The organism is Streptomyces sp. SKN60 (genome assembly GCF_026236535.1).
Lineage (GTDB): Bacteria > Actinomycetota > Actinomycetes > Streptomycetales > Streptomycetaceae > Streptomyces.
In genome coordinates this window covers 1-14,946 of sequence record NZ_JAHTMW010000008.1, presented here as the reverse complement: position 1 = coordinate 14,946, position 14,946 = coordinate 1, and the positions used below count along the sequence as shown (strand labels likewise).

11 protein-coding genes are annotated in these 14,946 nt (G+C 71.8%); 2 read left to right on the top strand and 9 right to left on the bottom strand.

What is annotated here, in order from left to right; all coding sequences use genetic code 11:
• The first annotated feature begins 186 nt into the window (after window positions 1–186).
• Window positions 187–996 carry a DNA-formamidopyrimidine glycosylase family protein gene (locus KV205_RS14945; RefSeq protein WP_265864838.1) on the top strand — a complete coding sequence of 270 codons (810 nt, stop codon included), beginning with the start codon at window positions 187–189 and terminating at the stop codon, window positions 994–996.
• A 32-nt stretch (window positions 997–1,028) separates the two neighbouring features.
• Complete coding sequence (locus tag KV205_RS14940; protein WP_265864837.1) at window positions 1,029–1,802, top strand: SDR family NAD(P)-dependent oxidoreductase; 774 nt, start codon at window positions 1,029–1,031, stop codon at window positions 1,800–1,802.
• On the opposite strand, the gene KV205_RS14935 is transcribed toward KV205_RS14940, so the two are convergent.
• The 9 genes from KV205_RS14935 to KV205_RS14895 all read right to left on the bottom strand — a co-directional run.
• Window positions 1,750–2,019, bottom strand: a complete 270-nt coding sequence (locus KV205_RS14935) for a hypothetical protein (RefSeq protein ID WP_265864836.1) — start codon at window positions 2,017–2,019, stop codon at window positions 1,750–1,752. The genes KV205_RS14940 and KV205_RS14935 overlap by 53 nt on opposite strands.
• A 293-nt stretch (window positions 2,020–2,312) precedes the next feature.
• Entirely contained in the window at window positions 2,313–2,696 is a 384-nt protein-coding gene (locus KV205_RS14930; RefSeq protein WP_265864835.1) for a helix-turn-helix domain-containing protein, read from the bottom strand.
• A gap of 109 nt (window positions 2,697–2,805) precedes the next feature.
• Window positions 2,806–3,348, bottom strand: coding sequence for a CinA family protein (locus KV205_RS14925; protein WP_265864834.1), 543 nt, complete (start codon window positions 3,346–3,348; stop codon window positions 2,806–2,808).
• Window positions 3,345–4,046, bottom strand: a complete 702-nt coding sequence (gene pgsA / locus KV205_RS14920) for a CDP-diacylglycerol--glycerol-3-phosphate 3-phosphatidyltransferase (protein WP_265864833.1) — start codon at window positions 4,044–4,046, stop codon at window positions 3,345–3,347. Before pgsA ends, KV205_RS14925 begins: the two co-directional genes overlap by 4 nt.
• Complete coding sequence (gene rimO / locus KV205_RS14915; protein WP_265864832.1) at window positions 4,043–5,587, bottom strand: 30S ribosomal protein S12 methylthiotransferase RimO; 1,545 nt, start codon at window positions 5,585–5,587, stop codon at window positions 4,043–4,045. The genes pgsA and rimO overlap by 4 nt, the downstream gene beginning before the upstream one ends.
• Before the next feature lie 120 nt (window positions 5,588–5,707).
• Complete coding sequence (locus tag KV205_RS14910; RefSeq protein ID WP_265864831.1) at window positions 5,708–6,538, bottom strand: helix-turn-helix domain-containing protein; 831 nt, start codon at window positions 6,536–6,538, stop codon at window positions 5,708–5,710.
• 266 nt (window positions 6,539–6,804) lie between these two features.
• Window positions 6,805–9,618: a DNA translocase FtsK gene (locus KV205_RS14905; protein WP_265864830.1), complete on the bottom strand. Its 2,814-nt coding sequence runs from the start codon at window positions 9,616–9,618 to the stop codon at window positions 6,805–6,807.
• A gap of 148 nt (window positions 9,619–9,766) precedes the next feature.
• Window positions 9,767–10,435, bottom strand: a complete 669-nt coding sequence (locus KV205_RS14900; RefSeq protein WP_265864829.1) for a two-component system response regulator — start codon at window positions 10,433–10,435, stop codon at window positions 9,767–9,769.
• 318 nt (window positions 10,436–10,753) lie between these two features.
• A partial coding sequence (locus KV205_RS14895; protein WP_265864828.1) for a HAMP domain-containing protein occupies window positions 10,754–14,946 on the bottom strand: 4,193 nt, incomplete at its 5' end.

Here is a 14,946-nt window from a genome sequence, read left to right as displayed (position 1 = left end):
ACCCACGCCTGACCGTGCGGCCAGTCACGGCCCGGCCGGCCCGGGCTCCGGGCGACGCCCGAGCCCCCCGCCCGGACGCCCCCCCGCCCGGACGCCCGCCGCCCTGCCCGGCGCCGGGCACCGCGCCCGGGCGATCCCGCACAACCGTGCACCCGCAGCCCGCCCCGGGCGCGGCATGATGGGCGCATGCCCGAAGGAGACAGCGTCTGGTTCGCGGCCCGCCGGCTCGACGAGGCGCTCGCCGGCCGGGTGCTGACCCGCTCCGACCTGCGCGTACCCCGGTTCGCCACCGCCGACCTCACCGGTCGCCGGGTCCTCGACGTCACTCCGCGCGGCAAGCATCTGCTCGCCCGGATCGAGGGCGGCCTGACCCTCCACTCCCATCTGCGGATGGACGGCGCCTGGCGGATCTTCCCGACCGGGGAGCGCCCGCGCGGCGGCCCGGCCCACCAGATCCGGGCGATCCTCGGCAATGCCGAGTTCACCGCGTACGGCTACCGGCTGCCGGTCCTGGAGCTGATCCGCACGGCGGAGGAGTCGAAGGCGGTCGGCCATCTCGGCCCGGATCTGCTCGGCCCGGACTGGGACCCGGCGGAGGCGGTGCGCCGGCTGTCCGCCGACCCGGCCCGCACCCTCGGCGAGGCCCTGCTCGACCAGCGCAATCTCGCGGGGATCGGCAATGTCTACAAGTCGGAGCTGGCCTTCCTGGCCGGCGTCACCCCGTGGCTGCCGGTCGGTGAGCTCGCCGAGGGCGTGCCCGAGCGGCTCGTCGCGACGGCGCACCGGCTCCTGGAGGCGAACAAGGACCGCCCGGACCGCCGCACCACCACGACCGGCCGGACCGGGGAGCGCCTGTACGTGTACGGCCGGGAGGGCCGCCCCTGCCCCCGCTGCGGCGGCCCGGTGCGGCGCGCGGAGCTGGGCGACCGCGTCACCTACTGGTGCCCGGGCTGCCAGCGCGGCCCGGACGGCAACAAGCACCCCCGCACCAATTGACGACCCGTCAGATCTGGTCGTACGGTCCGGACATGACCCTCAGCGCGCGCACGGCGTACGACCTCACCGGCCGCACCGCGTTCGTCACCGGCGCGGCGAGCGGCATCGGCCGCGCGACCGCCGTGCTCCTCGCCGAGGCGGGGGCGAGCGTGCACTGCGCGGACCGCGACGAGCCCGGCCTGAAGGAGACGGCGGCGCTCATCGCCCGCCGGGGCGGCACCGCGCACCTCCACCCGCTCGACGTCGCCGACCGGGCCGCCCTCGCCGCCGCCGTACGCGCCGCGGGCCCGCTGCACATGATGGCGGCGGTCGCCGGGATCATGCACACCAGCAGCGTCCTGGAGACCCGCGACGAGGACCTCGACCGGATCCTCTCGGTGAACTTCAAGGGGGTGCTGTACGCCTGCCAGGAGGCGGCCCGCTCGATGATCGAGCACGGCGTGCCGGGTTCGATCGTCACCATGGCCTCGGGCGCCATGGACACGGCGAGCCCGGGGCTGCTCTGCTACAGCGTCGCCAAGGCGGCCGTGGTGCAGCTGACCAAGACCCTGGCGGCCGAGGTGGGCCGGCACGGCGTGCGGGTGAACGCGGTCGCTCCGGGCTGGGTGCGCACCCCGATGACGGACCGCCACGAACCGGCCGCCCAGGAGCAGGCCGAGGCGGCGATGGTCCGGGTGTCCCCGCTGGGCCGGGTCGGCGAGCCGGCCGACATCGCCCACGCGGTGCTCCATCTGGCCTGCGACGCCTCGTCGTTCACGACGGGTCAGATCCTGCGCCCCAACGGCGGCGTCGCGATGCCCTGGTGAGCCGCGCCCGCGCACCCGCGCGGCGCCGTGACGAGGCGGCCACGTGCACCGGCAACAGGCTCAGCCCCCAGCCGCCCGCGGCCACCGCCCCCTCGACCGGTCCCGTCTCCCCCGGCACCAGCAGCAGGCGCACCATCGCCCACCACCAGAGCCCACCGGCCACCAGTCCTGCCGCGGCCAGCATGAGCGTCACCAGCGGAACCCGTCGCCGTACCATGGCCGCCTCCTCCGGTCGACGCTAGTCCCGCAGGATCACCCGGCGGGAGGGCGCACAGGAGGCAGACCCGGCGCACGGCTCGCGTATCGCCATGGCCCGGATTCCTTCCGGTCGCTGCGGAGGCCGCCCGCGCGGCCCCGGCCCAGTCTCACCCGACCGGGCCGCGCCCGCATCCAGAGAAGCACTCACGCGTACGCGGAGCGTACGCACGGGTACGGGAAAGCCCCGGCCGGCGCCCCTTCCAGGGACCGACCGGGGCTCACCCCAACTTCGCTTGCGTGCTGCCGCTCGGCTCAGGCCGCGACGACGTCGACCGCTTCGGCGGGCGCCTTGATGGTCACCCGCTCGGTGGACACACCGGCCACCGACGTCACCGACACCGAATTGAGCATCGGCCGTACCGGCGCCGGCACCGGTTCGCTCGCCGCTGCCGACTCGGCCAGTTCGGCCAGCGACAGCTCGTCGCTCACTTCACGCATGAGCTCGGACATCCGTACGTCCAGCGCGTCGCAGATCGCGGAGAGCAGCTCGGAGGAAGCCTCCTTCTGCCCCCGCTCCACCTCGGAGAGATAGCCGAGTGAGACTCGGGCGGACGAGGAGACTTCGCGCAGAGTACGGCCCTGGCGCTGGCGCTGCCGACGCAGCACGTCACCCAACAGGCGACGGAGCAGAATCATCGGTGGCTCCCTCCTCGGACCGCGTAGCCGCATCCTTCACGCCCCACCGTACCGCCTCGCGCCGCGGCCGTGCGGGGAGCGATGTCGTGTTCACTCATGGCTGCAAACATCAATCTCCCCCGTTCTGTTCCGTATCCTGTGCCCGCGCATTTTCCGAGTGTTCGTCGCGGAGCAGTTCCCACAGCAATTCGAGCACGCTCCGTACACTCTCTCTACGGATTTCCGCTCGGTCGCCGTTCAAGCGCAACGCGGCCACCTTGCCCGCCCGGGCGGCCCCCGCTGCCTCGCGCACGGGCCCGGCGACGGCCACGTACACGGTCCCCACCGGCTGTCCGTCCTGCGGTTCGGGACCCGCGACGCCGGTCGTGGCGATGCCCCAGTCGGCGCCGAGCCGGGCCCGCACCCCGGCCGCCATCTGCAGCGCGACCTCGGGGTCGACCGCCCCGCGCTCCGCCAGAAGGGTGCCGTCCACCCCGAGGAGCTGCTCCTTCAGGGGCGTGGCGTAGGCCGTGACGGAGCCGCGGAAGGACTTCGAGGCCCCGGGGACCCCGGTGAGCTCCGCGGCCACCAGACCGCCCGTGAGGGACTCGGCGACGGCCAGCGTGTGACCACGCAGCGCGAGCAGCTCGAGCACCCGGGCGGCGCCGTTCATCGTGACTCGACCCCCGCGCCCGTCGTCCCGGCCGCCTCGGCGGCCTTCGCGGCCCGCTCCGCGGCGAGCCCCTTGCGGCGCAGGACCACCGCCTGGCGCACGTAATCCAGACCGGTGACGACCGTCAGCACGACGGCGATCGCCATCACCCACCAGCGCAGGGTGGCGAGTGGACCGACGAGCGCGAGCACGTACATCCCGACCGCCGTGCCCTGCGCGAGGGTCTTCATCTTCCCGCCGCGGCTGGCCGGGATGACCCCGTGCCGGATCACCCAGAAGCGCATCAGGGTGATGCCGAGCTCGCGGGCGAGGATCACCGCCGTCACCCACCACGGCAGGTCGCCGAGATAGGACAGCGAGATCAGTCCGGCCGCCATGATCGCCTTGTCGGCGATCGGGTCGGCGATCTTCCCGAAGTCGGTGACCAGGTTGTACGTACGGGCCAGGTGCCCGTCGAAGACGTCGGTGATCATGGCCACCGCGAACGCCGCCCAGGCCCAGGCACGCCAGGCCGGGTCGTGGCCGCCGTCCTGGAAGAGCAGCACCACGAAGCCGGGCACGAGCACCAGGCGGATCATGGTGAGGATGTTGGCGATGTTCCAGAGACTGGCCTGGTTGACGGCCGCAGCCCCCAGCTTGCCGCGGGGCGCCGGCCTGCTACCGGTCCCGCCCGTCGCGGATGCCGGGACTCCGGTCATCTGCCCGCCTCCTCGGCTCCGGGGGTCTGGGGGTCGCTCCCCAGAACACTGCAGTACTCCGCCACCAGGTCGACGCCCTCGGTGGCGACGACCTCGGCCCTGACCATACGTCCCGGGGCCAGGTCGGCGTCGTCGGCCGAGTCCATGGTGAGGATCACCTGGCCGTCCGTCTCCGGCGCCTGGTGCGCCGCGCGGCCGATCCAGCCGTCCTCCTCGTCGAAGGATTCGACCAGTACTTCCAGGGTCTCGCCGATCCGCTCCTCCGCGCGCTGGGCGGTGAGCTCCTCGGCGAGCCGGGACAGGTGGGCGAGCCGCTCGTCGACGACCTCCTGGGCGAGCTTGTGCTCGTAACCGGCGGCCTCGGTGCCGTCCTCGTCGGAGTAGCCGAAGACGCCGATGGCGTCGAGCCGGGCGTGCGTGACGAAGCGTTCCAGCTCCTTGAAGTCCGCCTCGGTCTCGCCGGGGAAGCCGACGATGAAGTTGGACCGGGCACCGGCCAGCGGCGCCTTGGAGCGGATGGTGTCGAGCAGCTCCAGGAAGCGGTCGGTGTCGCCGAAGCGGCGCATCGCCCGCAGCACGTCCGGCGCGCTGTGCTGGAAGGACAGGTCGAAGTACGGGACGACCTTGTCGGTCGAGGTCAGCACGTCGATCAGGCCGGGGCGCATCTCGGCGGGCTGGAGGTAGCTGACCCGGACCCGCTCGATGCCGTCGACGGCGGCGAGCTCCGGCAGCAGGCTCTCCAGGAGGCGGATGTCGCCCAGGTCCTTGCCGTAGGAGGTGTTGTTCTCGGAGACCAGCATGACCTCCTTGACGCCCTGCTCGGCCAGCCAGCGGGTCTCGTTCAGCACGTCCGAGGGACGGCGCGAGACGAAGGAGCCGCGGAAGGACGGGATGGCGCAGAAGGAGCAGCGGCGGTCGCAGCCGGAGGCCAGCTTCACGGAGGCGACCGGGCTGGTGTCCAGGCGGCGGCGCAGCGGTGCGCGGGGGCCGGAGGCGGGCGCGAGGCCCTCGGGGAGATCCGTCAGGTCGGCGGGCGTCTCCTCGGCGGCCGCGGGCGCCTCGGCGCCGTCGCCGTGTCCGGGCAGGGCCACGGAGGCGGCGGCCTGCTGGCGCTCGACCGGGGACAGCGGCAGCAGCTTGCGCCGGTCGCGCGGGGCGTGCGCCTCGACGCTGCCGCCGCTGAGGATGGTCTGGAGGCGGCTGGAGATGTCCGCGTAGTCGTCGAAGCCGAGCACTCCGTCGGCCTCGGGCAGCGCGTCGGCGAGCTCCTTGCCGTAGCGCTCGGCCATGCAGCCGACGGCGACGACGGCCTGGGTCTTGCCGTGGTCCTTCAGATCATTGGCTTCGAGGAGGGCGTCGACGGAGTCCTTCTTGGCGGCTTCGACGAAGCCGCAGGTGTTGACGACGGCGACGTCCGCGTCCTCGGCGTTCTCAACGAGCTCCCAGCCGTCCGCTGCCAAGCGGCCTGCGAGCTCCTCCGAGTCCACCTCGTTACGGGCGCAGCCAAGAGTGACAAGGGCGACGGTACGGCGTTCGGGCATGGACTCAAGACTACTTCGTCCCGGCCGTACCTCCGTCGCGCAGGGTTCACCTGCGCGACGGCCGTCACACACGGTGGCGGAGGCCGGCGGAAGACCGGGCCGGGCGGGGCCGGCCGGGGGTCAGCCGGCCTGCGGGTCGCCCTTGGTGTACGACAGGCGCTCGACCTGACCGGACTCGAAGGTGTCCTCGACCTTCTTGCCGTTGACGTACAGCTCGATCGGCCCGGCGTTGCCGAGGATGAGGTCGATCCGCTCGTCGTCCTGGAAGGTCTTGGACTCGCCCGCGAGGAGCAGCCCGTCGAAGAGCAGCTTGCCGTCGTGGGCCTTCGCGGAGATCCAGCTCTTGTCGTCGGTCGCGGTCAGCTTGACGGTGACCTTGTCCAGCGGGGCCGCCGCGATGGCGGACTCGGAGGGCACGGGCTTGGGCTTGACCGGCTTGGGCTTGGCCGGGGCGGTGGTCTTGGTCGCGGGGGCCGGGCCCTCCGCCGCCGCACCGGCCTGGCCGGCGCCGTCGTTCCCGTTGAACATCGTGAAGCCGACGAACCCGACGACGGCGACGATCGCCGCGACCATGGCGGCGGTCCAGTTGGGCCGGCGGGGCTCGGGGCGGATCCGCTCCGCCTCGAACAGCGGGGCGGCCGGGGTGGGCGACGGGCGGCCGCCGTGCTCGGCGTCGTACTGCTCGATCAGCGATGCCGGATCGAGCCCCACGGCGCGCGCGAGCGTGCGGATGTGCCCGCGGGCGTAGACGTCGCCGCCGCAGCGCGAGAAGTCGTCCTCCTCGATCGCGTGCACGATCGGGACGCGCACGCGGGTGGAGGCGCTGACCTCTTCGACGGTGAGACCGGCGGCGACACGGGCCTGCTGAAGGGCACGACCGATCGAATCCCGGTCATCTGCCGGGAAGTTCCGGTCGTCCTCGGGGGATTCGGGGGAGTTGCCGATGGACACGAGAGCGCCTTTCGAGCGTGTAGCCACCTGCTGGATGTTCAGTCTATGGGTGGTACGAAAGGGTGGGGCAACCGGGCGGGCGTCGTTTGTACGCCATGAGGCTGGGACAGGGTCCTGTCCCTCCCTCCAACTTGACGTACGCCCAAGGGAAACGGTTGCCCACTTTCCCTTACGAGTGAGTCTCGGCCAGGTCTCGATCCCGGTGCGCCGCCCGGACGGGCCTGCTCGGGCGGGTTCGTCCGGACGGGCCTGGCCGGCCGGGGTCCCTACTCCCCGCCGCGGATCCGGTCCAGCACCTCGTCCAGCTCGTCCGGCTTGACCAGCACGTCGCGGGCCTTGGAGCCCTCGCTCGGGCCGACGATGCTGCGCGACTCCATCAGGTCCATCAGCCGGCCGGCCTTGGCGAAGCCGACGCGCAGCTTGCGCTGGAGCATCGAGGTGGAGCCGAACTGGGTGGAGACGACCAGTTCCGCGGCCTGGCACAGCACGTCGAGGTCGTCGCCGATCTCCTCGTCGATCTCCTTCTTCTGCTTGGTGCCGACGGTGACGTCGTCCCGGAAGACCGGCGCCATCTGGTCCTTGCAGTGCTGGACGACGGTGGCGACCTCGTGCTCGGTGACGAAGGCGCCCTGCATGCGGACCGGCTTGTTCGCGCCCATCGGCAGGAACAGGCCGTCGCCCTTGCCGATCAGCTTCTCGGCGCCGGGCTGGTCGAGGATGACCCGGCTGTCGGCGAGCGAGGAGGTGGCGAAGGCGAGCCGGGACGGCACGTTCGCCTTGATCAGACCGGTGACGACGTCCACCGAGGGCCGCTGGGTGGCGAGCACCAGGTGGATGCCGGCCGCGCGGGCCAGCTGGGTGATGCGCACGATCGCGTCCTCGACGTCCCTCGGCGCGACCATCATCAGGTCGGCGAGCTCGTCGACGATCACCAGGAGGTACGGGTAGGTCTTGAGCTCGCGCTCACTGCCCGGCGGCAGCTGGACCTTGCCGTCCCGGATGGCCTGGTTGAAGTCGTCGATGTGCCGGAAGCCGAAGGCGGCCAGGTCGTCGTAGCGCAGGTCCATCTCGCGCACCACCCACTGCAGGGCCTCGGCGGCCCGCTTGGGGTTGGTGATGATCGGGGTGATCAGGTGCGGGATGCCCTCGTAGGCGGTGAGCTCGACCCGCTTGGGGTCGACGAGCACCATCCGGACGTCCTCCGGGGTCGCTCTTATCATCACCGAGGTGATCAGGCAGTTGATGCAGGACGACTTGCCGGAGCCGGTCGCGCCGGCCACCAGGATGTGCGGCATCTTCGCCAGGTTGGCCATCACATAGCCGCCCTCGACGTCCTTGCCGAGCGCCACCAGCATCGGGTGGTCGTCCTCGGCGGCCTCGGCGAGGCGCAGCACGTCGCCGAGGTTGACCATCTCGCGGTCGGTGTTGGGGATCTCGATGCCGACCGCGGACTTGCCGGGGATCGGGGAGATGATCCGCACGTCGGGGCTGGCCACGGCGTACGCGATGTTCTTGGTGAGCGCGGTGATCTTCTCGACCTTGACGGCCGGGCCGAGCTCGACCTCGTACCGGGTGACCGTCGGGCCGCGGGTGAAGCCGGTGACGGCCGCGTCGACCTTGAACTCGGCGAAGACGTTGGTGAGCGACTCGACGATGGCGTCGTTGGCGGCGCTGCGGGTCTTGCCGGGGCCGCCGCGCTCCAGGAGGTCCATGGAGGGCAGCGAGTACGTGATGTCGCCGGAGAGCTGGAGCTGTTCGGCGCGCGGCGGCAGGTCGGTCGGCTCGGGCGCCGGCTTGGTGAGGTCGGGCACCCCGCCGCCGGACCGGTCGCGGGCGGCGCCGCGGGCGGTGGGGACGGGCGCCGTCTCCGGGGCCTCGGGCTGCGCGTCGGCGGCCGCGGCGGCCACGGCGGCGGCCCGCTCGGCGGTGACGTCCCGGGTGAGGTCGGCGACCAGCGGGGACGGCGGCATGCCGTTGAGGACGGCGCCGTCGAGCGCGGCGGCCGCGGCGGCGGCCACGTCGACCGGGTCGAGTCCGGTGGTGTCGAAGGAGGACGCGGACGGGGTGGTACGGCTCCGCCGGCCGCGCCGCTCCAGGGCGGCGGCCTCGGCCCGGTCGGGGTCGTAGTCCGGGCCCGCGCCGGGCGCGCGCCGGCGCACGGGCCGGGCGGTGCGGGGCGCGTCCTCGCGCCACTCGTCGTCGTAGTCCTGCGCCCCGGCGGCCTCCTCGGGCCCGTACTCGGGCTCGACCAGGCCGAGCCGGGCGCCGAGCGCGCGCAGCCGCTGCGGGATGGCGTTGACGGGGGTGGCGGTGACGACGAGCAGTCCGAAGACGGTGAGCAGCACCAGGAGCGGCACCGCGAGGACCTCGCCCATCATGAAGATCAGCGGCTTGGAGGCGGCCCAGCCGATGAGCCCGCCGGCGTCCTGCATGGCGTCGGTGCCGTCGCCGCGGCCGGGCGAGCCGCAGGCGATGTGCACCTGTCCGAGCACGCCGATGACGAGCGCGGACAGGCCGATCACGATCCGGCCGTTGGCCTCCGGCTTCTCCGGGTAGAGGATCAGGCGTACGGCGATGGCGCCGACGAGCAGCGGGACGAGCAGGTCGAGCCGGCCGAAGGCGCCGGTGACCAGCATCTCGACCAGGTCGCCGACCGGGCCGCGCAGATTCGACCAGGTGCCGGCGGCGACGATCAGGGCGACGCCGAGCAGCAGCAGCGCGAGGCCGTCCTTGCGGTGGGCCGGGTCGAGGCCCTTGGCGCCCCGCCCTATCCCCCGGAACATCGCCCCGACGGCGTGCGCGAGTCCGAGCCAGAGGCCGCGCGCCAGCCGGTAGACGCCCCCGGTGGGGGACGGTGCCGGGCGAGCCGCGGGCTTCTTCGCCGCCGTCTTGCGCGCGGGCGCGCGCTTGGCGGGCGCGGACTTCCTGGCCGGAGCCTTCTTCGCGGGGGGCTTGGCGGGCGACTTGGCGGCCGTCGTCTTCTTCGCGGCACCGCCAGCACCGCTCGTACGGCCGGCGGCCCGTGGTTTCGCGGTGCCCGCCGTGCCCTGGGAACCCTTGCCGGACGTACGTGAGGCCATGGTGCTGAGGTTACCTGCGCAACCCGCCGGGGAAACAGCGCTGTCCGCGCTCACCCGTTCGTGTCGCCCTTGCCGGGGCGTGAAACTGACGCCCGCTCACGGCGGGCGTCGGTTCCGGCCCGCTCCGGCCCGCTCCGGTGAGCGTGTGTCAGTTCTGCGCCGGCAGGGAGGGCGCGCCGCCGGTGCCGGGCTCGAGCGCGTCGAGCGCGCGGCGCAGTCCGGTCAGCTTGCGCTCCAGGTGCGCGGCGGTGGCGACGGCCGCGGCGTCGGCGGAGTCGTCGTCGAGCTGCTTGGACAGCGCCTCGGCCTGCTCCTCGACGGCGGCGAGCCGGGCGGAGAGCTCGGCGAGCAGCCCCGGGGACTCCTTGGGCTGGCCCGCGCCGCCCTCCAGCTGGAGGCGGAGCAGCGCGGCCTGCTCGCGGAGCTGGCAGTTCTTCATGTACAGCTCGACGAAGACGGAGACCTTGGCGCGCAGCACCCACGGGTCGAACGGCTTGGAGATGTAGTCGACCGCGCCCGCCGCGTACCCCCGGAAGGTGTGGTGGGGGCCGTGGTTGATGGCGGTGAGGAAGATGATCGGGATGTCCCGGGTCCGCTCGCGCCGCTTGATGTGCGCGGCGGTCTCGAATCCGTCCATGCCGGGCATCTGGACGTCCAGCAGGATGACCGCGAAGTCGTCGGTCAGCAGCGCCTTGAGCGCTTCCTCCCCGGACGATGCCCGCACCAGTGTCTGATCGAGCGCGGAGAGAATGGCCTCCAGCGCCAGCAGATTCTCCGGCCGGTCATCGACCAGGAGGATCTTGGCCTTCTGCACCATGCCCCGTCCTCCTCGCCCCGGCACTGGCTCGCTCCGGCTCTGCGTGCCGGGGGAAGCACCGGGCGCCGCCCCAGAAGACGACTCCCATGCGCCGTCCGTCCTTGTGCCGGTCATCGTAGCCGCACCCCACCCGTCGCCACACCCTGTCACCGCATTGTCACAGAACACGCAAGCCGTGCCCGTACGTCGAACGCGGCGGGAGACCAGAAGGTTCCCCGTCCGGCGGGCTCTCACACCCGGTTGGCGAGGGCCGGCCGCGGAGGGGTGCCCCGGCTCCGGCCGCGGGGCCGCCGCCGGAGCACCTCTCCAGGACCTTTCCTAGCGTCCCTCCCCGCGCATCCACTGCTCCATCACCGACAGCAGATAGTCCGGGTCGACCGGCTTGGTCACGTAGTCCGAGGCCCCGGACTCGATGGCCTTCTCCCGGTCGCCCTTCATCGCCTTGGCGGTCAGCGCGATGATCGGCAGCCCCGCGAACTGCGGCATCCGCCGGATCGCGGTGGTCGTGGCGTAACCGTCCATCTCCGGCATCATGATGTCCATCAGGACCACCGAGACGTCCTCGTGCTGCTCCAGGACCTCGATGCCCTCGCGCCCGTTCTCCGCGTAGAGCACGGCGAGCCCGTGCTGCTCCAGGACGCTGGTCAGGGCGAACACATTGCGGATGTCGTCGTCGACGATCAGCACCTTCTCACCCGCGAACGTATACACCGGGCGCGGCGCGGCCTCCGGCCGCTCCTCCTCGACGGCCGGCTGCTCACCCTTGGGCGACTGGCCCGGGAGTTGCGGCCACTGCTCGGCCGTCTTGCGGCGGTGCCGGAACAGCGCGCCGGCCCCCGAGCGGGCCTCGGTGTGCACCGGTGCGGGCGCGAAGTGCACGAACCCCTCGCCCAGCTCGTCGCCGGCCCCGGGACGCTCGTCCGGGTCCTGCGCGTCCGCCCCGTGCGCCGTCGCCGGCGCGACCGGGCTCAGCGGCAGGTAGAGCGTGAAGGTCGAGCCGCGGCCCGGCTCGCTCGCCGCGTAGATCTCGCCGCCGAGCAGCCGCGCGATCTCCCGGCTGATCGACAGGCCAAGGCCCGTACCGCCGTACTTCCGGCTGGTCGTGCCGTCGGCCTGCTTGAACGCCTCGAAGATCACCCGCATCTTGCCGGCGGCGATCCCGATGCCGGTGTCCGTCACGGAGAACGCGATCATGTCGGCCTCCGGGTCGTGCAGCGTGCCCGCCTCCAGGAGCTGCTCCCGGATCGACTGCGGCACGTCCGCCCCGGCCGGCCGGATCACCAGCTCCACGGCCCCGGTGTCGGTGAACTTCACCGCGTTCGACAGGAGGTTGCGCAGTACCTGAAGCAGCCGCTGCTCGTCGGTGTGCAGGGTCGCGGGCAGCTCCGGGGAGACCCGTACGGAGAAGTCGAGGCCCTTCTCGGCGGTGAGCGGCCGGAAGGTGGCCTCCACGTAGTCGACCAGCTGCACGAGGGCGATCCGGGTCGGCGAGACGTCCATCTTGCCCGCCTCGACCTTCGACAGGTCGAGGATGTCGTTGATCAGCTGGAGCAGGTCGGAGCCGGCGCCGTGGATGGTCTCGGCGAACTCGACCTGCTTGGGCGTCAGGTTCGTGTCCGCGTTGTCGGCGAGCAGCTTGGCCAGGATCAGCAGCGAGTTGAGCGGGGTGCGCAGCTCGTGCGACATGTTCGCGAGGAACTCCGACTTGTAGCGCATGGAGACCGCGAGCTGTTCGGCGCGCTCCTCCAGGACCTGCCGGGCCTCCTCGATCTCGGTGTTCTTCACCTCGATGTCCCGGTTCTGCCGGGCCAGGAGTTCGGCCTTGTCCTCCAGCTCCGCGTTGGAGTTCTGCAGCTCCTTCTGCCGGTGCTCCAGCTCCGCCGACCGCTCCCGCAGCTGCTCGGTGAGCTCCTGCGACTGCTGCAGCAGCACCTCGGTGCGGGTGTTGACGCTGATGGTGTTGACGGTGGTCGCGATCAGCTCGGCGATCTGGTTGAGGAAGTCCCGCTGGATCTGGGTGAAGGGCTGGAAGGACGCCAGCTCGATCACGCCGAGGACCCGGCCCTCGAACAGCACGGGCAGCACGATCACATGGGCCGGGGCGGCCTCGCCCAGACCGGACGAGATCTTCAGATAGCCCGGCGGCACGTTGACCTGGATGGTCCGCTTCTCCTCGGCGGCCGTCCCGATGAGCGTCTCGCCCGGCCGGAACGAGGTCGGCATGGAGCCTGCGGAGTAGCCGTAACTGCCGCGCATCCGCAGCTCGTACGCGCCCTCGCCCTCCCCCACGGGTTCGGCCTCGCCGTGCGCGGAACCGGTCGGCATGGCCACGAAGAAGGCGCCGTGCTGGGCCGAGACGACCGGCGTCAGCTCGCTCATGATGAGCGAGGCCACGTCCTCCAGGTCGCGGCGGCCCTGCATCAGACCGGAGATGCGGGCCAGGTTGCTCTTCAGCCAGTCCTGCTCGTCGTTGGCGAGGGTGGTGTCGCGCAGGTTCGCGATCATGGTGTTGATGTTGTCCTGGAGCGCCTGGATCTCACCGGCCGCGTCCACACCGTCGATCTTGACGTTGAGGTCGCCGCGGGTCACCGCGGTGGCGACGGCCGCGATGGCGCGCACCTGCCGGGTGAGGTTCCCGGCCATCTCGTTCACGGACTCCGTCAGGTCGCTCCAGGTGCCCTCCACGTCCCGGACCCGGGCCTGGCCGCCGAGCTGTCCGTCGGTGCCCACCTCGCGGGCCACCCGGGTGACCTCCTCGGCGAAGTTCGACAGCTGGTCGACCATGGTGTTGAGGGTGTTCTTCAGCTCCAGGATCTCGCCGCGCGCGTCGATGTCGATCTTCTTGGTGAGGTCGCCCTTGGCGAAGGCGGTGGCGACCGCGGCGATCTGCCGCACCTGACCGGTGAGGTTGTCGGCCATCGAGTTCACCGACTCGGTGAGGTCCTTCCAGGTGCCCGAGACGCCCGGCACCCGGGCCTGGCCGCCGAGGATGCCATCGGTGCCCACCTCACGGGCCACCCTCGTCACCTCGTCGGCGAACGAGGACAGCGTCGTCACCATCGTGTTCACGGTGTCGGCGAGCTCGGCGACCTCGCCGCGCGCCTCGACCGTGACCTTCTTCGTCAGGTCGCCGTTGGCGACCGCCGCGGACACCCGGGAGATGTTGCGCACCTGACTGGTCAGGTTGTTGGCCATCAGGTTGACGTTGTCGCTGAGGTCCTTCCAGATGCCGGTCACCCCGCGCACCCGGGCCTGGCCGCCGAGGATGCCCTCGGTGCCCACCTCGCGGGCCACCCGGGTCACCTCGTCGGCGAAGTTCGACAGCTGGTCCACCATCGTGTTGACGGTCGTCACCAGCTCCAGGATCTCGCCCTTGGCGTCGACGGTGATCTTCTTGGACAGATCGCCCTTCGCGACCGCCGTGGTGACCTCGGCGATGTTCCGGACCTGGAAGGTCAGGTTGTTCGCCATCATGTTCACCGACTGGGTGAGGTCCTTCCAGGTGCCGGAGACCCCCTGCACCTCGGCCTGACCGCCCAGGATGCCGTCGGTTCCCACCTCACGGGCCACCCGCGTCACCTGCTCCGCGAACGCCGAGAGCTGGTCCACCATCGTGTTGAGGGTGTTCTTCAGCTCCAGGATCTCGCCGCGCGCGTCCACGTCGATCTTCTGCGACAGATCACCCCGGGCCACCGCCGTCGCGACCTGCGCGATGTTGCGCACCTGCGCCGTCAGGTTCCCGGCCATGCCGTTCACCGAATCCGTCAGGTCCCGCCACACACCGGCGACGCCCGGCACCACGGCCTGCCCGCCGAGCCGCCCGTCGGTGCCCACCTCGCGCGCCACCCGGGTCACCTGGTCCGCGAACGCGGACAGCTGGTCGACCATCGTGTTGATGGTGTTCTTGAGCTCCAGGATCTCGCCGCGCGCGTCCACGTCGATCTTCTGCGACAGATCACCCCGGGCCACCGCCGTCGTCACCTGGGCGATCTGCCGCACCTGCGAGGTCAGGTTGCCGGCCATGAAGTTCACCGAGTCGGTGAGCTCCCGCCAGCGCCCCGACACGCCGTCCACCCGCGCCTGACCGCCCAGCCGGCCCTCGGTGCCCACGTCCCGCGCCATCCGCGTCACCTGGTCGGCGAACGACGACAGCTGCGACACCATCGTGTTGACGGTGTTCTTCAGCTCCAGCATCTCGCCGGCCACGTCCACCGTGACCTTCTGCGACAGATCACCATTGGCCACCGCCGTGGTCACCTGCGCGATGTCCCGCACCTGGCCGGTCAGGTTGCGGAACGCGGTGTTCACCGAGTCCGTCAGGTCCTTCCACGTCCCGGCCGCGCCCTGCACCTGCGCCTGACCGCCGAGCCGGCCCTCGACACCGACCTCCCGGGCCACCCGGGTCACCTCGGAACCGAACGCCGAGAGCTGGTCCACCATCGTGTTGACGGTGTTCTTCAGCTCCAGCATCTCGCCGGCCACGTCCACCGTGACCTTCTGCGACAGATCAC